This is a genomic window from Streptomyces sp. NPDC005496, from assembly GCF_042872045.1.
Taxonomy (GTDB): Bacteria; Actinomycetota; Actinomycetes; order Streptomycetales; family Streptomycetaceae; genus Streptomyces.
In genome coordinates this window covers 210308-233330 of the sequence record NZ_JBIAJQ010000015.1, presented here as the reverse complement: position 1 = coordinate 233330, position 23023 = coordinate 210308, and the positions used below count along the sequence as shown (strand labels likewise).

Here is a 23023-nt window from a genome sequence, read left to right as displayed (position 1 = left end):
TAGACCTATTCCGTTCGGTTTTCAACATCATCCGGAGCGTGTTCATGGCGTTACGGTGCGTTTTGCCTGGGCGCCGCCGAAGGTTCCTCCAGCTGTGACGGTCCGCCCTCTGGTGGACACGCGTAGACCTCGGGCACCATCTCCCTGCTCCACCTGCACAGCCGCCCCCCAGCACGCACGGTCACCAGCAGGAAGGACATCCCCATGAAGATCCGCTCCGCCCTGACCGCCCTCGCCCTCGTGGTCGCCCCCGGCGTCGCCGTCGTGGGCACCGCGACCGACGCCTTCGCCGTCACCAAGATCAGCCACGCCACGGCCACCTCGATGTTCCGCGAGGTCGGCATCACCTGGTCCTCGTCCGGCAACTGCTCCGACCGCTACAACTCCACCTGCACGTCCTTCGAGCAGCTCAACCTCGCCACCGCGCAGGGCGCCCAGACCCTCAAGCGGGCCAGCGGCTGCGCGCTGAACATCACGGGCGGCACCGAGACCGGCCACGCGAGCGGCACGTACTCGCACTGGAACGGCTACAAGCTCGACTTCAGCAAGACCACCTGCGTCACCGGCTACGTCAAGAACAACTTCACCTACATCGGCCTGCGCGGCGACGGCGCCCCGCAGTACAAGTCGGGTTCCGGCAACATCTACGCCGACGAGGGCAACCACTGGGACGTCCTCTACTACAACTGCGGCGGCTGCTGACCCGGAGCCGGGCGTGCGGTGACGCACCCGGGCACCGCCACGCCTGGTTCCCCCGCGGGGGGTGAGGTGGTAGACGGCATGGGCATGACTTCGACTCGCCGCTCGTTCCTGCTCGCGGCCGCGCTCACGGCCACCGTCGCCGCCTCACCCCCCGCGGCCGCCGCCGGTGCCCCCGCGGCCGGCGACGAGTACGACGCCCTCCGCCTGCGCTGGCTCTCCCTCGCCCTCGGCACCGGATACGACGCGCGGGCGGAACCGTACGCCTCCCGGCTCCGGGAGACCGGCGCGCTCGCCCGCGGCTTCCGCACGACGATGGCGCCGGCCCCCACCTCGCTGTGGCCCGGCCTCCCCTTCGACCCGCCCGCCGGCATCACCCAGAGCCTCGGCAGGCTGTGGACGATGACCCAGGCCCACGTCCAGGACGGCACGGGCTCGACCGGCGACCCCGCGCTCCTCGCGGACGTCCTGCGCGGCCTCGACCACGTCCTCACGACGGTCTACAACCCCTCGACCACCCGGTACGGCAACTGGTGGGAGTGGCAGATCGGCAGCCCCCGGCTCCTCATGGACATCGTCGCCGCCCTGTACGACCGGCTGACCGAGGCGCAGCGGGCAGCGGCCTGCGCGGCCGTCGACCACTTCGTCCCGGACGCGATGCTCCTCGACTACTCCGGCACCTCGACCGGCGCCAACCGCGTCGACCTGTGCCGCTCGGTCGCCCTGCGCGGCATCCTCGGCCGGGACCCCGGCAGGATCGCGCTCGCCCGGGACGCCCTCTCGCCGGTCTTCCCGTACGTGACGCGGGGCGACGGCCTCTACGCCGACGGCTCGTTCGTCCAGCACACCTGGGTGGCCTACTCGGGGACGTACGGGCAGGTCATGCTCGACGGGCTCGGCCGGCTGTTCGCGCTGCTGGCCGGGTCCTCCTGGGAGGTGACCGACCCGGCCCGGCAGGTCGTCCTCGACAGTGTCGAGCACGCCTACGCGCCGCTCATCCACGACGGCCTGGTGATGGACAGCGTCAACGGCAGGGCCGTCAGCCGCGGCTACCTGAAGAGCGACGACCGGCACGTCCTGCGCAGCGACCACTTCCACGGTCAGGGCCTGATCGCCGCGATCGCGCTGCTGGCCGAGGGCGCGGGCGCCGCCGAACGGGCGCGCTGGCACGCGCGGATCAAGGGCTGGATCGAGCGCGACACGGTGACCCCGGTCCTCACCGCCCCCCAGTTCGGGGTGGCCGACCTGGCGCGGCTGCACGCCATCGCCGACTCCGCCGCCGTGGCCGCGCCCGAACCCGCCGGGCACCGGCTCTTCGCCGCGATGGACCGCGCCGTGCACCGCGGCCCCGGCTTCGCGGCGAACCTCTCGATGGCCTCCGAGCGCATCGCGTACTACGAGTGCGGCAACGGCGAGAACCCGCGCGGCTGGCACACCGGTGCCGGGATGCTGCTCTGGTGGGCGGGGGACTCCGGCCAGTACACGGACTGGTACTGGCCGACGGTGGACTGGTACCGGCTGCCCGGCACCACCGCCTCCACCAGTCGCCTGGCCGACCGGGAGGGCGGCGAGTGGGGCGCGGCGCGGCCCGCCACGGCCTGGGTCGGCGGCACGACCGACGGCTCCTGTGCCGCCGTGGGCCAGCACCTGCGGGGCCTCGGCTCCACGCTGGAGGCGCGCAAGTCGTGGTTCTGCCTGCCGGACGCGCTGATCTGCCTCGGCGCCGGCATCACCGCCACCGACGGGGTCCCGGTCGAGACGGTGGTGGACAACCGCAACCTGGGGGAGGACGGCACCGCGAGGCTCACGGCCGGCGGGCGCTGGGCGCACCTCGACGGCCACGGCGGATGGGTCTTCCCCGGCCCCCGGGGCACGGCGGCGCTGCGCACCCTGCGCGAGGACCGCACGGGCGCCTGGTCCGACATCAACACCACGAGCACGACGGAGCGGCGCACCCGGCGCTGGCAGACGCTCTGGCTCGACCACGGCACCGACCCCGTCGACGCCGCGTACGTGTACGTGCTGATGCCCGGCGCCTCCCGGCACGCGGTCGCGGCGCGCGCCGCCGACCGGAACTGGCTGTCGGTACTCGCCAACGACGCCCGCCGCCAGGCCGTGCACGTCGGCTCCCTCGGTCTGACCGCCGCGAACTTCTGGACGGCCGGTACGGCGGGCCCGCTCACCTCCACGGCGGGCGCGAGCGTGCTGGTGCGCCGGCGGGGCCGCACCGCCACCCTCTGCGTGAGCGAACCGCCGCGCACCGGCGAGGCCCTGGAGATCACCTGGGACCGGCCGGTGGGCCGGGTCCTCAGGGCGGACCCCGGGGTGGAGATCCTCGCGACAGGCCGCCGTCTGGCGCTGCGCGTCACTCCGGGGAGGGCATGTGCCACCCGTGAATGTGAGGTGACTCTCAGCTGACGGGATTGTGCGACCTCTACAAGCCGAAGGCCCTCTGAGCAGTCGGATCGCCTGCGTCCGGTCCGGGTTCTGTCAGGTGGTACCAGGAAAACAGCCCGGAGACTGTACGGAGTCGACGGCCCGGTTTCCTTGGTGGACTTCGTAAGGTCACTACATGACCGTTTTGGACGACGCTGGACCTGCCGGGAGCGAACCCACTGACGCGCGCGGACGCGTGGCCGAACTGCACGCGATCCGTGCGCAGGCGCTGCGGGGTCCCAGCGACAAGGCGACCGAGGCCCAGCACGCCAAGGGCAAGCTGACCGCCCGCGAGCGCATCGAGCTGCTGCTGGACCCCGGGTCCTTCCAGGAGGTCGAGCAGCTGCGCCGGCACCGGGCGACCGGGTTCGGCCTGGAGGCCAAGAAGCCGTACACGGACGGTGTCATCACCGGCTGGGGCACGGTGGAGGGCCGTACGGTCTTCGTCTACGCCCATGACTTCCGCATCTTCGGCGGCGCGCTGGGCGAGGCCCACGCCACCAAGATCCACAAGATCATGGACATGGCCATCGCGGCCGGGGCGCCGCTGGTGTCCCTGAACGACGGCGCCGGCGCCCGTATCCAGGAGGGCGTCTCGGCGCTCGCCGGGTACGGCGGCATCTTCCAGCGCAACACCCGGGCCTCCGGGGTCATCCCGCAGATCTCGGTGATGCTCGGCCCGTGCGCGGGCGGCGCCGCCTACAGCCCCGCCCTCACGGACTTCGTGTTCATGGTCCGCGAGACCTCGCAGATGTTCATCACCGGCCCGGACGTCGTCAAGGCGGTCACCGGCGAGGAGATCACGCAGAACGGCCTCGGCGGCGCCGACGTGCACGCCGAGACCTCCGGCGTCTGCCACTTCGCCTACGACGACGAGGAGACGTGCCTCGCCGAGGTGCGCTACCTGCTGTCGATGCTCCCGCAGAACAACCGGGAGAACCCGCCGACGACCCACTCCGAGGACCCCGCCGAGCGCCGCTCGGAGGTCCTGCTGGACCTGGTCCCGGCGGACGGCAACCGGCCGTACGACATGACCAAGGTCATCGAGGAACTCGTCGACGACGGCGACTACCTGGAGATCCACGAGCGCTGGGCGCGCAACATCATCTGCGCGCTGGCGCGGCTCGACGGCCGGGTCGTCGGCATCGTCGCCAACCAGCCGCAGAGCCTCGCCGGCGTCCTCGACATCGAGGCCTCGGAGAAGGCCGCGCGCTTCGTCCAGATGTGCGACGCGTTCAACATCCCGATCGTCACCCTTCTGGACGTCCCCGGCTTCCTCCCGGGCGTCGACCAGGAGCACGGTGGGATCATCCGCCACGGCGCGAAGCTCCTTTACGCCTACTGCAACGCCACCGTGCCGCGGATCTCGCTGATCCTGCGCAAGGCCTACGGAGGTGCGTACATCGTCATGGATTCCCAGTCCATCGGCGCCGACCTCACCTACGCCTGGCCGACGAACGAGATCGCCGTCATGGGCGCCGAGGGTGCCGCCAACGTCATCTTCCGCCGCCAGATCGCCGAGGCCGAGGACCCCGAGGCCATGCGGGCCCGCATGGTCAAGGAGTACAAGTCCGAGCTGATGCACCCGTACTACGCGGCCGAGCGCGGCCTGGTCGACGACGTCATCGACCCGGCCGAGACGCGCGAGGTGCTCATCCGCTCGCTGGCGATGCTCCACAGCAAGCACGCGGACCTGCCCTCCCGCAAGCACGGCAACCCCCCGCAGTAACCCCGCGGACCCTCCGCGGTGCCCCCGCGGAAACCTCTCTCACGGAGACTGAGACCTATGAGCACCCCTGACATCCGCGTCGAGAAGGGCCACGCCGAGCCCGAGGAGGTCGCCGCCATCACGGCGATCCTCCTGGCCCGCGCCGCAGCCGCGCCCGCCGACGTCCCGGTCCACCGCGGCCGCCGCCGGGCCGGCTGGCGCCGCCTGGAGCGCGAGCCCGGCTTCCGCGCCCCGCACAGCTGGCGCTAGCCGCCGACCGCTCACCGAGCACACCGAGCACCCCGAGAGGGCCCGTTCCGCCACGGAACGGGCCCTCTCGGCATGCGCCGGGCCCCCGGGGCACGGCACACGATAGGGGGCGCCCTCTCCGGCGGAGAGGGCGCCCCCTGGCTGCGGTGCGGCCGCGCCTAGCGCAGGCGGGCCATCAGCGCGTGCTCCACGAGCGTGATGAGCGTCGACTTGGCGTCGGCGCGGTGCCGGGCGTCCGTCGTGATGATCGGGGTGTCGGGGCCGATCTGCAGCGCTTCCCGGACCTCGTCGGGGCCGTACGGCTGGTTGCCGTCGAAGCCGTTGAGGGCGATGACGAACGGCAGGCCGCTGTTCTCGAAGTAGTCCACAGCCGGGAAGCAGTCGGCGAGCCTCCGGGTGTCCACGAGAACCACGGCACCGATGGCGCCGCGGACCAGGTCGTCCCACATGAACCAGAAGCGGTCCTGTCCGGGGGTGCCGAACAGGTACAGGATCAGGTCCTGGTCCAGGGTGATACGGCCGAAGTCCATGGCGACGGTCGTCGTCGTCTTGTCTCCGGTGTGGGTGAGGTCGTCGATGCCCGCGGATGCGGACGTCATGACGGCCTCGGTGCGCAGCGGGTTGATCTCCGAGACGGCGCCGACGAACGTGGTCTTGCCCACGCCGAAGCCGCCCGCCACCACGATCTTCGCGGACGTGGTGGAGCGGGAAGGCCCTCCGCTAGAGCTTGCGAAGTCCACTGAGCACCCTTTCGAGCAAAGTCACGTCTGGCTGACCGCCGGCGTTCTCGTCGCCGCCGGGCTGATGGATGGCGACCAGGCCCGCCTCCGCCAAGTCGGCGACGAGAATCCTGGCCACGCCGAGGGGGATCGTCAGGAGCGCCGAGACCTCGGCCACCGACTTGATCTCTCGGCAGAGATTGCAGATCCGCTGATGCTCGGGCAACTGGCCCTGCATCTGGTGCGGCTGAGCGGTGGTGTGCACCAGCGCCTCGATGGCGAGCTGGTAGCGGGGCCTGGTACGGCCGCCCGTCATGGCGTACGGACGTACCAGCGGGTTCGACGCCGCGGGCGCCGGCTCGGGTGCGCGTCGCTGCGGCTGCACGGGCTGGATGCGCGGCGCCGGCGGCTGGTCGTACGGCGAGGGACCGGGGCCCTGGGGGCCCTGGGGCGCGTACGGCTGACGCCGGTGGCTCGGTGCGGAGGGGAAGTTGTACCGGTTCGGGTTCTGCGAACCCTCACCCTGACCCTGCCCCTGGTTGGGGCCGTAGGACCAGTTACCCGAAGACGAATTGCCTGGGGGTGTTGCCACTTTCTCCTCCTCCGACTGTGCCGGGCACCCATCACCGTGATGCCGCGTCCCGAAACCTTATGGCCTGAGGACGCCAAAACGCACCGTCTGTCTGTTAGTTGAGAAGGCTCCCCTGGAGCTCCGCACGGAGATCCGGGGTCAGAACCGTGCCCGCACGGTCCACGAGAAGCGCCATCTCGTACCCGATGAGGCCGATGTCCGCTTCGGGATGTGCGAGGACCGCGAGCGACGAACCGTCGGAAATGGACATCAGGAAGAGGAATCCCCGCTCCATCTCCACAACCGTCTGGTTCACGCTGCCACCCTCGAAGATGCGGGAGGCACCCGCGGTCAACGAGGTAAGTCCGGACGCGACGGCCGCCAGCTGGTCGGCGCGGTCACGCGGAAAGCCTTCGGACATCGCCAGAAGGAGTCCGTCGGCGGAGACCACCACCGTGTGCGACACCCCTGGGGTGTTGTCCACGAAGTTGGTGATCAACCAGTTCAGGTTCTGTGCCGCCTGGCTCATCGGGCTCACACTAACGCTCCTGGTTGTAGGTGCTGTCAGGCCCACTGCGGTGATTCCCAGTGGCCTGGCCGTTCGTGTCACTACCTGCATTGCGTCCCCGCTCGACGCCCCGGCGCAGATTGCTCAGCCTGCCCCGGACGTCCTCGGGAGCGCGGGAGACCTGGGGGCCGCCCTGGGGGGTCGACTCGGCGGTTCCCTCGACCAGATTGGCCTTGGGCACCCGCCGGGGCAGACCCGAGGACGTGACCCCGCCCGCCTTGGGCTTGCGGAGCTGCTCGGCGCGCTGCCACCGGTCGTCGTTCGACGAGCGCCAGTCGCCGTTGCTCTGCGCGGCCGCGGGCGGATCCTGGTTCACGCGCTGCTGGCCGTCGTCCCCGCTCCCGGTGGATCCGCGGCGGGGAAGTCCGGCGTCGGTCAGCTCGTGGACGGCGGAGGGTGCCGGTCCCGGACGCTCGAAGCCTACGCGGTCCCGCTCGCTGACGTCAGCGGCCTGCGACGATTCCGTTTCCGGAGCGTACTCGGACCGGTACCCGCCCTGGTAACCGTCCTGCTGTGGCCAGTCGTCCTGGTAGGACTGCTCTTCGAAGGCCGAGAACGTCTCCGAGGCGGCACCGCGGCCGGTGGGCCGCTCCTCCTGGACGGGCTCCTGGTACGAGGGTTCCGGATAGCCGCCGTTCGACGGGAAGTACGTCTCGTCGTACGCAGGCTGCTGCTGTCCCTCGTACGCCGTCTGCTGGTCGTACGTCGTCTGCTGGTCCTCGTACGTGCCCTGCCCGTTGTCGTACCCGGGCTGCTGACCGCTGTCGTACGGGTGCTGCTGGGCGTCGAAGCCGTCCTGGTACCGGGGGGCCTCGATGGCCTCCGGACCCTGCGCCTGCGCCTCAAGGGCCGCACGGCGCTCCTCGCGCATCAGCGAGCGGCCGACGGGGTCCAGCTCCCGGATGTCGTCCGGGACCTCGTAGCGGCTGTCGTCGAAGCCGAGCTCGGCCGCCGTGCGCATCGGCTGGCCCTGGAAGGGCTCGCCCTGGAACGACTGCTGCTCGGGGATGATCTGCGAGACGGTGAACTCGTCGCGCTGCATCTGCTGCTCGCCGCCGCCACCGTGGGTGATCGCGTCGGGGAGCATGACCAGCGAGGTGGTGCCGGCCTGCTCGCCCGAGGGGCGCAGCTGGACGCGGATGCCGTGCCGGTCGGACAGCCGTCCGACCACGAACAGGCCCATGCGCTGGGAGATCGCGACGTCCACGGTCGGCGGGTTGGCCAGCTTGTGGTTGATGTCGGCGAAGTCCTCGGCGGTGAGGCCGATGCCCTTGTCGTGGATCTCGACCATGATGCGGCCGTCGGGCAGCCGGGTCGCGGTGACGCGGACCTTGGTCTGCGGGGAGGAGAACGTGGTCGCGTTCTCCAGCAGCTCGGCCAGCAGGTGCACGAGGTCGGTCACAGCGCGGCCGTGGATCTCGGCCTCCGGGACGCCGGACAGCTCGATGCGCTCGTACTGCTCCACCTCGGAGGAGGCGGCGCGCAGCACGTCGACGAGGGGGACCGGCTGGTCCCAGCGGCGGCCCGGCTCCTCGCCGGCGAGGACCAGGAGGTTCTCGCCGTTGCGGCGCATACGGGTCGCGAGGTGGTCCAGGCGGAAGAGGTTCTCCAGCTGGTCCGGGTCGGCCTCGTTGTTCTCCAGGTCCGTGATCAGGGTCAGCTGGCCCTCGATCAGGGACTGGTTGCGGCGCGACAGGTTCGTGAAGATCGCGTTGATGTTGCCCCGCAGGAGGGCCTGCTCGGCGGCGAGCCGGACGGCCTCGCGGTGGACCTGGTCGAAGGCGCGGGCGACTTCGCCGATCTCGTCCGTCGTAGTGATCGGGATCGGCGTGACCCGGGTGTCGACGCGTCCGGGGTCGGTGCGCGAGAGCTGGTCGACCAGCATCGGCAGGCGCTGCTCGGCGACCGCGAAGGCGGCGTTGCGCAGCTGGCGCATCGAGCGGCTCATCTGGCGGGCCACCATGCCGGCCAGGATGAAGGCGGCCAGCAGGGCGACGACCACGGCGGCACCGGTGATGATCGCGTCGCGCTTGGCGTCGTCGGCGATGCCGGAGGCCTCGGTCACGGCCTTGTCGGCGAGGTCCGACTCGATCGTGCGGTAGGCGTTGAACTTGGCGGTGTTGACCGCCCACCAGTTCTGGGCGGTGATGCCCTTGGTGGCGAGCGCCTGGCGTTCCGCGGGGTCCGTGGACGACAGCTTCGCGAGGGCCGAGACCATCGCGGTGGGCTCGGACGGCGGCGGTACGTAGGTCTTGCCCTCGGCCTGGGCGGCCGCAGCCGCCTCCTTGGCCTGGTTCTCGCCGTCGGCCTGGAGCTTCTTCTTGGCCGCGTCGAGCTTGGCCGCGTCGGCCGCGGTGCCACCGCCGATGTACTCCTCGACGGCGATGCCCTCGAGGTAGGCGTAGGAGGACAGGGCGACGCGCTGGCTCGTCAGGCTGCCGTTGCCCGGACCGGGCTTGACCAGCAGGTGCGTGCCGATGGACCGCTCCAGGGACAGGGCGGCCTTGGTGAGCGAGATCGCGTAGACGGTCCGGCCGTAGCTGGTGATGTTTCCGGTGCCGAGACCCAGCTCGTTGGCGAACTCCATCAGCGGGTGCTGGATCTGGACGTAGCCCTCTTCGGTCTTCACGCCGGGGAGCTTGCTCGTGTACGCGTTCTTGCGCAGGGTGACCAGGGTGGGCTCGACCTTGCGGAACAGTCCGAGCCGGCGCTCCAGGCCCGGCTTGTCGGGCATGTTCCGGGCGGCCTCGTCGAAGGCGTCGGCGGCCCGGTTCGTGGCGGCGCGGGCCTTGACCACGTCCGCGTTCTTCTCGCCCGCGCCGCCCAGCAGCGGGGCGGCGGTGAGGTCGCGTTCCTCGATGAGCTGGTTGGCGTAGGTCAGGGAGGCCCGCACGAGGCGTGCGGTGTTCTGCGCGTCCTCGGCCTCCTGCCAGGTGTCGATCGAGCTCTTCACCTGGAAGCCGCCCATGACCAGGCCGACCAGCACGGGTATGAGCAGGATCGCGTTCAGCCGGGTCGGCACGCGCCAGTTGCGCGGGGAGAGACGACCGCCGCTCGGGGCGGGCGCCGCCGTCGGCTCGGGGCCGGACACTTGTGCGGGCGCCGCTCCGCGCGGCGGCGGGGTGAAGTTGCCCCGTGCCGACGGCTCGGGACCGTTCTTGCTTCGCCTCACTCGACCAACAACCTCTCGGCGTCGGCACCTACGTTGTGCCGCGGTGTCTCCAGCGCCCTGTCTACTGGGCAGTTCAGGCATTCCAGCACGTCAGGCAGCGCTCTTCCAAACACTCGGAACCCAACATTCCGTGTGATGTAAGCCCTAGATAAAACGGTCATAAAGAACGAGCCCCGTCAAATGGCGGGGCGTTCATGAGCACAGCGACACCGAGCGACCGCGACGCGTGGCGGCCCGAGCGGATATCTCTGTCGAAACGTTATGAACACTGAGGCCGACCGTGTCAAAGGACACAGCCGGCTCCAGCGAATCTACGACAACTGCCGTATGGCGTTGCCGACTTGAATGGTATGGGCCCGGGCGGCTACCGCAGGCGGGCCATCAGGGCGTGCTCGACCAGGGTGATCAGCGCGCTCTTCGCGTCGGCGCGGTGCCGGGCGTCCGTCGTGATGATCGGGGCGTCCGGACCGATCTGGAGCGCCTCGCGCACCTCTTCGGGCGAGTACGGCTGGTGTCCGTCGAAGCCGTTGAGGGCGATGACGAACGGCAGACCGCTGTTCTCGAAGTAGTCGACCGCCGGGAAGCAGTCGGCGAGCCTGCGGGTGTCCACCAGGACCACGGCACCGATGGCGCCGCGGACCAGGTCGTCCCACATGAACCAGAAGCGGTCCTGTCCGGGGGTGCCGAACAGGTACAGGATCAGGTCCTGGTCCAGAGTGATACGGCCGAAGTCCATGGCCACCGTGGTGGTGGTCTTGTCCCCGGTGTGGGTGAGGTCGTCGATCCCCGCGGACGCGGACGTCATGACGGCCTCGGTGCGCAGGGGGTTGATCTCCGAGACGGCGCCGACGAACGTGGTCTTGCCCACGCCGAAGCCACCTGCCACCACGATCTTCGCGGAGGTGGTCGCCCGGCCGCCTCCGTCAGAGCTTGCGAAGTCCACTGAGCACCCTTTCGAGCAGTGTCACGTCCGGTGCACCGCCGTTGTTCTCGTCGCCGCCCGGCTGGTGGATGGCGACGAGTCCCGCCTCGGCGAGGTCCGCGACAAGAATCCTGGCCACACCAAGAGGCATCGACAGCAGGGCCGAGACCTCGGCCACCGACTTCACCTCTCGGCAGAGGTGGCATATTCGCTGGTGCTCGGGGAGCAGCCCCATCAGCTGCGCCGGGTCGGCCGTGGTGCTGATCAGCGCCTCGATCGCGAGCTGGTAACGCGGCCGGGTCCGGCCGCCGGTCATCGCATACGGACGTACCAGCGGCTGGTCGCCCTCGTCTCCGTACGGCTCAGCGTACGGATCATGAGAGGCGGTGGGCGGGGTCATGAATCCTCCGGGCGGGACAGCAAGTCGGTCAGTCGTGCCGTCGGGGAAGGGCCGGTGGGGGGATTGTGTCGGCCGGACGGTGATTGCGTGAGTTCGCTGGAACCAGGGCCGTCAGTGCAGCAGACTTCCCTGTAGTTCGGCACGCAGGTCGGGCGTGAGCACAGCGCCCGCGCGGTCGACGAGCAGTGCCATCTCGTAGCCGACAAGGCCGATGTCGCACTCGGGGTGGGAGAGGACCGCCAGCGACGATCCGTCCGAGACGGACATCAGGAAGAGGAAGCCGCGCTCCATCTCGACGACGGTCTGGGCCACCGTGCCGCCCTCGAAGATCCGGGATGCCCCGGCCGTGAGCGAGGTGAGCCCGGACGCGACCGCCGCGAGCTGGTCGGCGCGATCGCGCGGGAAGCCTTCGGACATCGCCAGAAGGAGTCCGTCGGCGGACACGACGACGGTGTGGGACACCCCTGGGGTGTTGTCCACGAAGTTGGTGATCAACCAGTTCAGGTTCTGTGCCGCCTGGCTCATCGGGCTCAACTAGTGCTCCTGCTGGTGAGTGGGGCTGGGGAAGCTGCCGGTCTGGCCACTACCGGCCTGGCGACCCTGCTGGATGCCCCGACGGAGATTGGTCAGCCGGCCGCGTACGTCATCGGGCGCACGCGATACCTGCGGACCGGGTTGGTGCTGTTGCTGCTGAGCCGTGCCCGCGACGAGGTTCGCACGCGGTACCCGGCGCGGCAGGCCTGAGGTGGTGACCCCGCCTGCCGACGGTTGACGGACGCGCTCTGCCTGCCGGACGAGGTCGTCGTTCGGAGAGCTGCGCCACGAGGAGGCGGCAGGCGGACTTGCCTGCCGGGAAGGTGCGGGTGCCTGCGACTGCGGCTGGAAGCCCTGCGCGGAACCCTGCGAGCCGTTGTGCCGGCCGCCCTGGTGCTGACCGCCCTGGGCCGGTCCGCCCTGCGGCTGCGCCTGACCGCCCTGTGCCTGACCGCCCTGCGCCTGACCGTGGAACCAGTTGGTCTCCAGCGTGTCGTACAGCGGCGTGCGGCCGTCGCCCGGACCCGCCGGCGGCAGGGCCTCGGGCTCCTGCGGGCGCACCGGACGCTGCTGCGGCGCCTGCTGGCGCTGGGCGGGCGGACGCGGGGCGCCGAAGTCGGCCGGACCGCCGCCGTTGACCTGCGGCCGCTCGAACTGGCCGGTCGTCGACGGGTCCTGCGCGCCGTAGCCCTGCACCGGGAACTGGCCCGTGGCGGAGGGTGAGGCCGCACCGCCGTACAGGTCGGGGCGGGCGAACGACCCGGTGTTCTGCGGCGCCGCCACGCCGGGGCGCGGGGCGTCGTAGTCCGGGCGGGGGAACTCGGAGGTGGAGCCGATGCCCTGGCGGTCGTCGATCCGGGGGATCTCCGAGGTCGCGCCCGGGCCCTGACGGTCGTCGATCCGCGGCAGCCGCGAGGTCGAGGACAGCGGGTCCGGCTCCTCGTGTCCGCGCGGGGTGTCCAGCGAGGCGCGCGGCACCGGCGGCTGGGCGTTCTCGTCGCTCCAGCTCGGCCGCTGCTGGGCGTTGCCGCCGGGCAGCTCGGCCCGGGCACCGCCACCGCGGCCGGGCAGCTGCGGCCTGCGCCGACGGGACTCCTTCGGCTGCTGCGGGGGCGTGGCCGCGGGGGCGGCCTGCTGCGTGCCGGTTCCGGTGTCGCCGAAACCGCCGGGTGCGGCGTCACCGAAGCCGCCCCGGCGTGAGCCGGTGCCGCCGTCGTTGAAGTTCTGCGGTGCGCCGGTCCCGGCGGCCTGCAGGCCCTGCGGGGCGCCCGGCGCGCTCTGGCCGAAGGCACCGGCACCGGCCGGAGCCGGCCTGCCCTGCGCCGGGCCGCCCTGGCCGTGCTGCGGCGCGGCGGGACCCTGCGGCCCGCGTGCCCCGCCCTGGCCACCCGGGCGAGGGCCCTGGTTGCTGGTGGGCAGTGCGGCGCGCGGCCCCTGGCCGGCACCCACCTGTCCGCGCTGCGGAGCGGAGCCGAGGAGACCGCCGCCGGCCGCGGGAGCACCCGCGCCGAGGGAGGGACCGCCCTGGCCGTTGCCGCGGCGGGCCGCCGCGACACCGGCCGCGGCCTGCGCCGCCGCCGGGCCACCGCTGCCCGGACCGCCCTGTCCCGGCTTGCCGGGGAGCTTCTTGCCGCCCTGGGCGACGTCCACGGGCAGCATGACGAGGGCCGTCGTGCCGCCGGAGTCGGAGGGGCGGAGCTGGATGCGGATGCCGTGTCGCTGCGACAGGCGGCCGACCACGAACAGACCCATGCGGCGGGAGACCGACACGTCCACGGTGGGCGGCGACGCGAGCCGCTCGTTGATCGCGGCCAGGTCCTCGGGGGAGAGGCCGATACCGGTGTCGTGGATCTCGATCAGCACCCGCCCGTCGGGCAGCGCGTGACCGGTGACCTTGACCTTGGTCTGCGGGGAGGAGAACGAGGTGGCGTTCTCCAGCAGCTCGGCGAGCAGGTGCACGAGGTCGTTGACCACACGGCCGGCCACTTCGGTGGTCGGCACGGAGGCCAGCTCGATGCGCTCGTACTGCTCCACCTCGGAGGCGGCGGCGCGGAGCACGTCGACCAGCGGGACCGGGCGGGTCCACCGGCGGCCCGGCTCCTCACCGGCGAGGACGAGCAGGTTCTCGCCGTTACGGCGCATGCGGGTCGCGAGGTGGTCGAGCTTGAACAGCGAGGACAGCTGGTCCGGGTCGGCCTCGCGGGACTCCAGCTCGGAGATGAGCGAGAGCTGACGCTGGATGAGGCCCTGCGAACGGCGCGAGAGGTTGGTGAACATCGCGTTGACGTTGCCTCGCAGGAGGGCCTGCTCGGCGGCCAGTCGGACGGCCTCGCGGTGCACGTCGTCGAACGCCGCGGCCACCTGGCCGATCTCGTCCCGGGAGTGCACACCGACCGACTCGACGGAGGTGTCGACGTCCTGCGGGTCGGACTCGGAGAGCTGCTTGACCAGCTCGGGCAGGCGGTCCTGGGCGACCCTGGTCGCGGTGTCCTGGAGCCGGCGCAGCGAGCGGATCATGGACCGGGCGACGACGAAGGCGCCGACCAGCGAGACACCGAGGACGAGCAGGATCAGCGCACCGGAGATGAGCGCCTCGCGCTCGGACTCGCTGCGCAGCTCACGGGCCTTCTGCTCCATCTGGTTGAGCAGGGTCAGCTCGAGCCTGGACATCGTCTCGATCTTCGTCGAGTCGTCGTCGATCCAGTCCCTGTACGAGAGCTTGCCCTGCGAGCGCATGCCCGCTTCGCTGTTCAGCACACGGCTCGCGTAGCGGTCCGCCGCCTCGATGGTGGGGTTGTTCGAGTCCATGAGCTTGGTCAGGTCCTCGGCGCCCTCGCCGTAGATGTTGTTGAAGGCGTCCAGCTCGGACTTCTGGCTGGTCTGGGCGGAGAGGGCGTACAACCGGTCGTTCGAGGACAGCGAGCCGAAGGTGTCGTCGTTCGCGGGCAGCGACGCGGCGATGACGGCGCGCTGGACGGACGCGTACTCCTTGGCGGAGGAGAAGGCGGACAGGGCGCGGGTGCGCTGGATCATCTCCGGGTTGCTGGTCGCCTCGGCCATGTCCTGGGAGAGGTCGAGCAGCTGGGAGATGAGGCGGTGGTACGCCTCGACGGTCTGCGAGGAGTTCTTGGGGTCCTTGTAGGCGCCGTTGCGGATGGTGTTGAGGTTGCCCAACTGCTCCGCGATGCCGACGACGCTGTCGCGGACGCCCGTGAGCTGTCCGTTCGCGCTCGCGTCGTCGACTTCCTGGGTGCCGGTGAGGAAGGCCTTGGTCGCGTCGTCCGTCTTGCTGCGGACGCCCTTGACGGTGAAGTCCGTCGCCGTGTTGCCGTGGGCGAGCGGGCCGGCCGACTGGTCGCGCTCGTCCTGGAGCGCGACGGCGAGTTCGGTCGCCTGCCTCGTCATGTCCGTCAGCAGCTTCATGTTGTCGAGCTGCTGGATGTCGTCCATGGACTGGTTGATGCGCAGCGCGCCGAGCGAGGTCGCGGCGACCACGGGGAGCGCGAGCAGCGAGACCAGACGGGTCGAGATGCGCCAGTTGCGCAGCGCTATTCGCGAACCGGGTCCCGTCGGGCTCTTCACCGTCCCGGCCGTCGCGCCGCTGCCCGTCGCACCGGGCCGCGTGGAGCGGTCGCCGCTGCCACCGCCGGACTCGGCCGGTCCCGGGTTCTGGGCGTGCTGGGGCGAGGAGCTGACGGCCATGGGGCCAGTCCCGCCGTGCGGCTCCGGCTCCGCCGAAGCGCTGCCATCCCTCTTGAAACGTCCCTGCACTAGCGTCGCAACCTCTGGACCAGGCGTCCCTCCGCACAGGCGGCTAGGACGGTGTCGGCGTCGTTCAAGGGCGCAGTGCGCCCCCTGGTGGTCGTGAGTGACCGGCGCTGGCTCCCCCTTCCCGCCGCCACTCGGCGCTGCGTTGCGCCCCTGCGCGCCGGTTCCATCCCGCGGCGGTCCGTGGAATTCCAGCACAGTGCAGGATCTCCAACAAGGCCCGAGTACCGGCCTGTGACCACTGTGACACCTTGTGAGGGACGCGTCACGAGACGTACAAAGCGATCTCGTACATAAGGGGCGTATCAGTACGACTCCCTGCGGTGGACCGGGTGTCCCAGTCGCCATGATCAGGAGCGGAATACGCGGTTCAGTGGCGCAATGTCCGTTTCGCCCGATGGGGTCGAGAGTCTGGTTTACGGCTTTTATCCGCTCCCCAGTGAGCAAACTCACACGGAAATCATGGCGCCTTCACGCCATCGCCAGGGAATTGAATGTTTAGCCTGACGCTTTACAGGGATGGCGAATCCGACAACCCGCGCTTCTGCGGCGCCCCTTGGGGCCCGCCCGGCGCCCGCACCCGCGAGGTCCAGAACAACAGTGAAGACCACGATGATGTTCCACAACATTGCCAACCCGCGACGCACGACGCTGGCGCACCTCACCGACGCCGAAGAGCTGCAGACGCCGGACCGGCCGGAGCACTCCGTGGAACTTCCCGCGCAGACCGCCAACCCCCGCCGCACGGTCCTGATGGAAGCCCCCGTCACGGCCGCCGTCGCCGAGTAGTACGCGCCGGGGCCGCCACCCGTTCACCGGAGCGGCCCCGGACCCCGGAGGACGCCCCCTCCCGGCGCCGACCGGGGGACCCGCACGGCTCCTCCGCCCGGCACCCCCGCGGCACCGCTGACACGCGTGGGTGGCCCGCCCCCGGCCGCGTTAGCCTGGAGCGTCAGACTCCAGCCGGCTCAGCAGAGGGGCGCAACGATCCCGTGCGCATCGCCAGATTCTCCATCGACGGCAACGTCGCTTTCGGCGCGGTCGAGGGCGACAGGCCGGACGAGCTCGTCCTCGACATCATCAAGGGCATCCCGTTCGCGGACTTCGAGCTCTCCGGTACGAAGGTCCCGCTGAGCAAGGTCAGGCTGCTGCCCCCGGTGCTCCCGAACAAGGTCGTCGCCTTCGGGCGCAACTACGCGGAGCACGCGGCGGAGCTCGGCAACGACGTGCCGGACGCCCCGTTCGCCTTCTTCAAGCCGTCGACGTCCGTCACCGGCCCCGGCGACGAGATCGCCTACCCCTCCTTCTCGAACGAGCTGCACCACGAGGCGGAACTCGCCGTGGTCATCGGCCGCATGTGCCGTGAGGTCCCGCGCGAGCGCGTCAAGGACGTCATCCTCGGCTTCACCTGCGCCAACGACGTCACCGCGCGCGACGTCCAGAAGCGCGAGAAGCAGTGGGCGCGGGCCAAGGGCTTCGACACCTCCTGCCCGCTCGGCCCCTGGGTGGAGACGGACCTCGAACTGCAGGCGATCGCCGAGGGCATCACCATCCAGTGCACGGTCAACGGGCAGCAGCGCCAGCTCGGCCGCACCAGCGAGATGATCCACTCCGTCGAGGACCTGATCGTCAACATCACCGAGGCCATGACGCTGCTCCCCGGCGACGTGATCCTCACGGGCACCCCCGCGGGGGTCGGCCCCCTCAACGTCGGCGACGAGGTCGCCGTCACCATCGAAGGCATCGGCACTCTCACCAACAAGGTGATCAAGCGTGGCTAACGGCTCCGTCCGCGTACGTTTCTGTCCCTCCCCGACCGGCAACCCCCACGTGGGCCTGGTCCGCACCGCCCTGTTCAACTGGGCGTTCGCCCGGCACTACGAGGGCACCCTGGTCTTCCGCATCGAGGACACCGACGCGGCCCGCGACTCCGAGGAGTCGTACCTGCAGCTGCTCGACTCGATGCGCTGGCTGGGCTTCGACTGGGACGAGGGCCCCGAGGTGGGCGGCCCGCACGCTCCGTACCGCCAGTCGCAGCGCATGGACCTCTACAAGGACGTCGCCGCGAAGCTGCTGGACGCCGGTCACGCGTACCACTGCTACTGCTCGACCGAGGAGCTGGACGCGCGCCGCGACGCCGCCCGCGCCGCCGGCAAGCCGTCCGGCTACGACGGCCACTGCCGCGAGCTGACCGCCGAGCAGAAGGCGGCCTACGAGGCGGAGGGCCGTACGCCCATCGTCCGCTTCCGCATGCCCGACGAGCCGATCACCTTCACGGACCTGGTCCGCGGCGAGATCACCTACCTCCCGGAGAACGTGCCGGACTACGGCATCGTCCGCGCGAACGGCGCCCCGCTCTACACGCTGGTCAACCCGGTCGACGACGCCCTGATGGAGATCACCCACGTCCTGCGCGGCGAGGACCTGCTCTCCTCCACCCCCCGCCAGATCGCCCTCTACAAGGCGCTGACGGAGCTGGGCATCGCCAAGGAGACCCCCGCCTTCGGCCACCTGCCGTACGTGATGGGCGAGGGCAACAAGAAGCTCTCCAAGCGCGACCCGCAGTCCTCGCTGAACCTCTACCGCGAGCGCGGCTTCCTCCCGGAGGGCCTGCTCAACTACCTCTCGCTGCTGGGCTGGTCGCTCTCCGCCGACCGCGACATCTTCTCCGTGGACGAGATGGTCGCCGCCTTCGACATCGCGGACGTGAACCCGAACCCGGCCCGCTTCGACCTCAAGAAGGCCGAGGCGATCAACGCCGACCACATCCGCCTGCTCGACGTGAAGGACTTCACCGAGCGCTGCGCGCCCTGGCTGAAGGCCCCCTTCGCCCCCTGGGCGCCGGAGGACTTCGACGAGGCGAAGTGGCAGGCCGTCGCGCCGCACGCGCAGACCCGCCTCAAGGTCCTCTCCGAGATCACGGACAACGTCGACTTCCTGTTCCTTCCGGAGCCGGTCTTCGACGAGGCGCACTGGACCAAGGCGATGAAGGAGGGCTCGGACGCCCTGCTGCGCACGGCCCGCGCCAAGCTGGAGGCGGCCGACTGGTCGAGCCCCGAGTCCCTCAAGGAGGCCGTCCTGGCCGCCGGCGAGGAGCACGGCCTCAAGCTCGGAAAGGCCCAGGCCCCGGTCCGCGTCGCCGTCACCGGCCGCACGATCGGCCTGCCGCTCTTCGAGTCCCTGGAGATCCTGGGCAAGGAGAAGACCCTGGCCCGCGTCGACGCGGCCCTGGCCCGGCTGGCCGCGTAACCGCACGGCACACCGAAGGGGGGGGCGGCGTCCGGACCGGACGCCGCCCCCTTCCGTCGTCGTACGCCCTTCCCCGACCCCCGGACAGGCGGGTGCGGCCGGAGTTACCGTCGGGGCATGAGCATCAGGGCCGTGGTCTGGGACATCGACGACACGATCTTCGACTACACGGCCGCGGACCGCTCCGGCATGCGCGGGCACCTGGCCGCCGAGGGCCTGCTCGACGCGTACGGGACCGTTGAGCTGGCCCTCGCCTACTGGCGGGAGCACACCGACCGGCAGTGGGCGCGGTTCGCGGCCGGCGAGGCGACCTTCGAGGAGCAGCGCCGGGACCGTGTGCGGGCCTTCCTCGGGCGGGAGCTGACCGACGCCGAGGCCGACGCCTGGTTCCACCGTTATCTCGGTCACTACGAGTCCGGGTGGGCCCTCTTCCCGGACGTGCTGCCCGTCCTGGACGCGCTCGCCGGCAGCCACCGCCACGCCGTGCTCTCCAACTCCAGCCTGCACGTGCAGGAACGCAAGCTGCGCGTCCTCGGGGTGCGCGACCGCTTCGAGGCCGTCCTGTGCGCGGCCGAGCTGGGCGTCTCCAAGCCCGCCCCCGAGGCCTTCCACGCGGCCTGCGACGCCCTCGGACTGCCGCCGGGGCAGGTCGCGTACGTCGGCGACCACCCGGAGATCGACGGCCGCGGCGCCCACGAGGCGGGGCTGCTCTCCGTGTGGATCGACCGTGACGGCGCCCACACCGTCACGGCCGTGCCCGCCGCGGGCCCGCGCCGGATCGCCTCGCTGGCCGAACTCCCCGCGCTGCTCGGCGCCGATACCCGTTTTGGAGCGCCGTCCACCTTCGGGTAATGTTCTTCCTGCGCCGCCGGAGAGCGGGCCGAAAGGCCGGACCCCCGAGGCGCAAGCTAAAACAAAATCCCCGTGGGGGATGGCGTTTCAGTGGCCTATGGTGTAATTGGCAGCACGACGGTTTCTGGTTCCGTTAGTCTAGGTTCGAGTCCTGGTAGGCCAGCTCGCAGAGCTTATCTGCATCGCAGAGTCCAGTCTCTGCAAGGCCCCCGTTGTGTAGCGGCCTAGCACGCCGCCCTCTCAAGGCGGTAGCGCCGGTTCGAATCCGGTCGGGGGTACAGATCCTTCCCAGGGGGACAGTCCGGGTCGCACCCGCTGACTCTCATGCAGGATCGCTAGGGCCCCCGTTGTGTAGCGGCCTAGCACGCCGCCCTCTCAAGGCGGTAGCGCCGGTTCGAATCCGGTCGGGGGTACTCGGTGGTCTAGACCATCATTGGGCTATGGTGTAATTGGCAACACGACGGTTTCTGGTTCCGTTGTTCTAGGTTCGAGTCCTGGTAGCCCAGCTGGATCACTCGTGATCCTCGCCCCCGTTGTGTAGCGGCCTAGCACGCCGCCCTCTCAAGGCGGTAGCGCCGGTTCGAATCCGGTCGGGGGTACGCAGTCCGCAGGGCCCCCACTCCGGTGGGGGCCCTGCGGCGTTCCCGGTCACTCGATGCCGTACCGCCGCGCCGACTCCTCCTCCTGCGCCAGCCGGTGCAGCGCCTTCAGCACCGGCTCGAAGAGGACCGCGGCCGCGACCGCCGTCTCCACCTTCTCCGCCTCCGACGGGTGCGTCTCCACGAAGTCCAGGTCGCGCACGGCCGCCCGGTGCATCAACTCCGCGTACGGCGCCATGAGTTCGGCGTTCCAGGGATAGCCGAGCCGGATGAGCGTGGCCACCGCCACCACCAGCGAGCGGTGCACGGGGGAGAGGGTGCTCAACTCCCGTGCCGTTTCCCAGCCCAGCCTCTCCAGCAGCCGGTCCACCTCGCGCCGGGCGGTGACCACGGCCGGGTCCTCCTCGTCCGGCTCGGGCTCCTGCGGCAGCGCCCAGAGTGCCGCGCCCAGCCGGATCGTGCGGCCCAGCGAGTCGTCGTCGACATGACCGAGGATCTCCCGCGCCGTCGCCACCGGCACCCGGCCCACCTGGATCAGCGCGCGGACCAGCCGCAGCCGGCGCAGATGGCCTTCGTCGTACTCGGCGGTCGTCGCGCCGATCCGGCGGCCGGGCGCCAACAGGCCTTCCCGCAGGTAGTACTTGATGGTCGCGACGGAGACTCCGCTGCGCTCGCTCAGTTCCGTCAGCCGCATGTCTTGCGCCCCTCCATGGATAACGGCACTATCCAAGCACCAGGCACTTGGATAGTGCCGTTATCCAATACGGGGGGCCACATGTTCGCCAAGCCGATCCCGGGCCGGATCACCGCGGACACCGAGGGGGACGTGACCGTCCTGCTGATCGGTATGCGCATCAACCACTTCTGGGCCGTGCACCACTGGCTGCCGGTGCTCGCGGCGATGCCCCGGATGCTGCGCGAACTGGCCCGCGACCCGGGCCGGGGGCTGCTCGGTCACGTCCTGCTGACCGCCTCCCCGCGCACGTACTACGTGGTCCAGTACTGGGAGTCCAAGGAGAAGCTCTACGCGTACGCGGCGGCGCCGGACATGTTCCACCACCGGGCGTGGGCGATGGTCAACCGCAAGGAGCGGGCGGGCAAGGTCCGTCAGCACGTGGGGCTCTGGCACGAGGCGTACGTCGTCCCGGAGGGGTCGTACGAGTCGATCTACGTCGACATGCCGCCCTTCGGTCTCGCCGCCGCGCACGGTGTCCTGCCGCTGGAGAAGCGGGGACGGAGGGCGGCCGACCGCTTCGCGCACCGGTCGTCCGGGGCGGCGGGGGGAGAGGCGCGGGGAGCGGCGCCGGAGGTGTGTCCGGCGGCAGAGGCCGTTCCGGAGGCCGTTCCGGCAGTTCCGCGGGCCGAGGGCGGGCCGGGGGCCGGGTAGCCGGGCGGGACGGATGCCGACTCGGGGGCCGGCGGCCAGGTGGCGCGACGCGACGGGGTGCCGGGCGGGGGCGGTCCGGTGGGGGAGCCGCGCCCGGTAGGGCTGCCTGGCGGTGACAGGGGCTGTGACAGAGACGGCGGCCGGCGGCGGGCCACCCTCGTGAAGGGGCTTCCGTCGGCCGGTCGCGGGCGGGAGACGGCCCGGGGTGCGGGGTGCGGGGTTGCGGGGCGGTGGTGAGGGGGGGGAGGGCCTGCCGCGGCGTTGAGGCCGGCCCCACCCCGGTCGGGTCAGCCCGTGCGGCGCAGGGCCTCGGAGAGTCGTCCGGCGGCGTCGATGACCGCCTGGGCGTGCATCCGCCCCGGGTGGCGGGTCAGGCGCTCGATCGGTCCGGAGACCGAGACGGCGGCGACCACGCGGTTCGAGGGGCCGCGGACCGGCGCGGAGACGGACGCGACGCCCGGCTCGCGCTCACCGATCGACTGGGCCCAGCCCCGGCGCCGTACGCCCGACAGGGCCGTGGCCGTGAAGCGCGCGCCCTGGAGGCCGCGGTGCAGACGCTCGGGCTCCTCCCACGCCATCAGGATCTGGGCCGAGGAGCCCGCCTTCATCGTGAGCGTGGAACCTACCGGGACCGTGTCCCGAAGGCCCGAGAGGCGCTCGGCGGCGGCGACGCAGATGCGCATGTCGCCCTGCCGGCGGTAGAGCTGCGCGCTCTCGCCCGTGATGTCGCGCAGATGCGTGAGCACCGGGCCCGCCGTCGCGAGCAGGCGGTCCTCGCCCGCGGCCGCGGCCAGCTCGGCGAGCCGCGGACCGAGGATGAAACGGCCCTGCATGTCGCGCGCCACCATGCGGTGGTGTTCAAGTGCCACGGCCAGGCGATGTGCCGTGGGTCGTGCCAGCCCGGTCGCCGCGACCAGCCCTGCGAGGGTGGCCGGACCGGACTCCAGGGCGCTCAGGACAAGGGCTGCCTTGTCCAGAACTCCTACGCCGCTACTGTTGTCCATGAAACGATACTCGCGTCTCACTCTGTGAAACGCAAGTTCAATTTTCCGTGGAACGCGCCACCCTGGTAGTCACAGCGGCCCGCGGACCAACGGGCCCGGTGGCAGACGTCCGGACGAGGGGTACGCACGTCGCGCCGCCCCGGAGATCTCTAGTTGGGCCGGCGC

Annotated in this window: 19 protein-coding genes and 5 tRNA genes; 14 read left to right on the top strand and 10 right to left on the bottom strand. The window is 71.0% G+C overall.

Features of this window, described 5'->3' with window-relative positions; genetic code table 11:
* Positions 1-204: 204 nt before the first annotated feature.
* The 4 genes from ACFYQQ_RS36365 to ACFYQQ_RS36350 all read left to right on the top strand — a co-directional run bounded on the left by ACFYQQ_RS36365 (position 205) and on the right by ACFYQQ_RS36350 (position 5113).
* The gene (locus ACFYQQ_RS36365) at positions 205-702 is read left to right on the top strand and encodes a hypothetical protein (RefSeq protein ID WP_355790850.1); all 498 of its coding nucleotides are present in this window, start codon (positions 205-207) and stop codon (positions 700-702) included.
* Between the two features lie 78 nt (positions 703-780).
* Positions 781-3117 (top strand): polysaccharide lyase 8 family protein, encoded by a 2337-nt coding sequence (locus ACFYQQ_RS36360; protein WP_355790853.1) that lies wholly within the window; start codon positions 781-783, stop codon positions 3115-3117.
* A gap of 154 nt (positions 3118-3271) precedes the next feature.
* On the top strand, positions 3272-4864 hold the full coding sequence (locus ACFYQQ_RS36355) for an acyl-CoA carboxylase subunit beta (RefSeq protein WP_356243188.1): 1593 nt from the start codon (positions 3272-3274) through the stop codon (positions 4862-4864).
* 57 nt (positions 4865-4921) lie between these two features.
* Complete coding sequence (locus ACFYQQ_RS36350; RefSeq protein ID WP_356171884.1) at positions 4922-5113, top strand: acyl-CoA carboxylase epsilon subunit; 192 nt, start codon at positions 4922-4924, stop codon at positions 5111-5113.
* A gap of 158 nt (positions 5114-5271) precedes the next feature.
* On the opposite strand, the gene ACFYQQ_RS36345 is transcribed toward ACFYQQ_RS36350, so the two are convergent.
* The 8 genes from ACFYQQ_RS36345 to ACFYQQ_RS36310 all read right to left on the bottom strand — a co-directional run bounded on the left by ACFYQQ_RS36345 (position 5272) and on the right by ACFYQQ_RS36310 (position 15770).
* Positions 5272-5853 (bottom strand): ATP/GTP-binding protein, encoded by a 582-nt coding sequence (locus ACFYQQ_RS36345; RefSeq protein WP_121406158.1) that lies wholly within the window; start codon positions 5851-5853, stop codon positions 5272-5274.
* Positions 5834-6424 (bottom strand): DUF742 domain-containing protein, encoded by a 591-nt coding sequence (locus ACFYQQ_RS36340; RefSeq protein ID WP_355786605.1) that lies wholly within the window; start codon positions 6422-6424, stop codon positions 5834-5836. Before ACFYQQ_RS36340 ends, ACFYQQ_RS36345 begins: the two co-directional genes overlap by 20 nt.
* 94 nt (positions 6425-6518) lie before the next feature.
* Positions 6519-6932 carry a roadblock/LC7 domain-containing protein gene (locus tag ACFYQQ_RS36335; protein ID WP_030948713.1) on the bottom strand — a complete coding sequence of 138 codons (414 nt, stop codon included), beginning with the start codon at positions 6930-6932 and terminating at the stop codon, positions 6519-6521.
* Positions 6933-6942: 10 nt separating this feature from the next.
* Positions 6943-10143: a nitrate- and nitrite sensing domain-containing protein gene (locus ACFYQQ_RS36330; protein WP_356171887.1), complete on the bottom strand. Its 3201-nt coding sequence runs from the start codon at positions 10141-10143 to the stop codon at positions 6943-6945.
* Positions 10144-10507: 364 nt separating this feature from the next.
* Positions 10508-11086 carry an ATP/GTP-binding protein gene (locus tag ACFYQQ_RS36325; protein ID WP_356171890.1) on the bottom strand — a complete coding sequence of 193 codons (579 nt, stop codon included), beginning with the start codon at positions 11084-11086 and terminating at the stop codon, positions 10508-10510.
* On the bottom strand, positions 11067-11465 hold the full coding sequence (locus ACFYQQ_RS36320) for a DUF742 domain-containing protein (protein WP_059131717.1): 399 nt from the start codon (positions 11463-11465) through the stop codon (positions 11067-11069). The genes ACFYQQ_RS36325 and ACFYQQ_RS36320 overlap by 20 nt, the downstream gene beginning before the upstream one ends.
* 111 nt (positions 11466-11576) lie before the next feature.
* Positions 11577-11990, bottom strand: coding sequence for a roadblock/LC7 domain-containing protein (locus ACFYQQ_RS36315; RefSeq protein WP_010984127.1), 414 nt, complete (start codon positions 11988-11990; stop codon positions 11577-11579).
* Positions 11991-11999: 9 nt separating this feature from the next.
* A complete protein-coding gene (locus ACFYQQ_RS36310) occupies positions 12000-15770 on the bottom strand; it encodes a nitrate- and nitrite sensing domain-containing protein (protein WP_388906795.1) in 3771 nt (1256 codons plus the stop codon).
* Positions 15771-16367: 597 nt separating this feature from the next.
* Between ACFYQQ_RS36310 and ACFYQQ_RS36305 the strand changes: the two genes are divergently transcribed.
* The 9 genes from ACFYQQ_RS36305 to ACFYQQ_RS36265 all read left to right on the top strand — a co-directional run bounded on the left by ACFYQQ_RS36305 (position 16368) and on the right by ACFYQQ_RS36265 (position 20467).
* Positions 16368-16556 (top strand): hypothetical protein, encoded by a 189-nt coding sequence (locus tag ACFYQQ_RS36305; protein ID WP_355793610.1) that lies wholly within the window; start codon positions 16368-16370, stop codon positions 16554-16556.
* A gap of 203 nt (positions 16557-16759) precedes the next feature.
* The gene (locus tag ACFYQQ_RS36300; protein WP_355793608.1) at positions 16760-17548 is read left to right on the top strand and encodes a fumarylacetoacetate hydrolase family protein; all 789 of its coding nucleotides are present in this window, start codon (positions 16760-16762) and stop codon (positions 17546-17548) included.
* Positions 17541-19016 (top strand): glutamate--tRNA ligase, encoded by a 1476-nt coding sequence (gene gltX, locus ACFYQQ_RS36295; RefSeq protein WP_355793606.1) that lies wholly within the window; start codon positions 17541-17543, stop codon positions 19014-19016. The genes ACFYQQ_RS36300 and gltX overlap by 8 nt, the downstream gene beginning before the upstream one ends.
* Before the next feature lie 117 nt (positions 19017-19133).
* Complete coding sequence (locus ACFYQQ_RS36290; protein WP_355795648.1) at positions 19134-19868, top strand: HAD family hydrolase; 735 nt, start codon at positions 19134-19136, stop codon at positions 19866-19868.
* A 91-nt stretch (positions 19869-19959) separates the two neighbouring features.
* Positions 19960-20031: transfer RNA gene (locus tag ACFYQQ_RS36285), tRNA-Gln, on the top strand.
* A 42-nt stretch (positions 20032-20073) separates the two neighbouring features.
* Positions 20074-20146 (top strand) — tRNA-Glu (locus ACFYQQ_RS36280).
* 62 nt (positions 20147-20208) lie between these two features.
* A tRNA-Glu gene (locus ACFYQQ_RS36275) sits at positions 20209-20281 on the top strand.
* Between the two features lie 21 nt (positions 20282-20302).
* A tRNA-Gln gene (locus ACFYQQ_RS36270) sits at positions 20303-20374 on the top strand.
* A 20-nt stretch (positions 20375-20394) separates the two neighbouring features.
* A tRNA-Glu gene (locus ACFYQQ_RS36265) sits at positions 20395-20467 on the top strand.
* A gap of 49 nt (positions 20468-20516) precedes the next feature.
* On the opposite strand, the gene ACFYQQ_RS36260 is transcribed toward ACFYQQ_RS36265, so the two are convergent.
* Positions 20517-21161 carry a MerR family transcriptional regulator gene (locus tag ACFYQQ_RS36260; protein ID WP_355792840.1) on the bottom strand — a complete coding sequence of 215 codons (645 nt, stop codon included), beginning with the start codon at positions 21159-21161 and terminating at the stop codon, positions 20517-20519.
* An 81-nt stretch (positions 21162-21242) separates the two neighbouring features.
* Between ACFYQQ_RS36260 and ACFYQQ_RS36255 the strand changes: the two genes are divergently transcribed.
* Positions 21243-21854, top strand: coding sequence for a DUF4188 domain-containing protein (locus tag ACFYQQ_RS36255; RefSeq protein WP_356171902.1), 612 nt, complete (start codon positions 21243-21245; stop codon positions 21852-21854).
* 287 nt (positions 21855-22141) lie between these two features.
* Here ACFYQQ_RS36255 and ndgR read toward each other — a convergent pair whose 3' ends face one another.
* A complete protein-coding gene (gene ndgR, locus ACFYQQ_RS36250; RefSeq protein WP_028806673.1) occupies positions 22142-22858 on the bottom strand; it encodes an IclR family transcriptional regulator NdgR in 717 nt (238 codons plus the stop codon).
* Positions 22859-23023 lie beyond the last annotated feature (165 nt).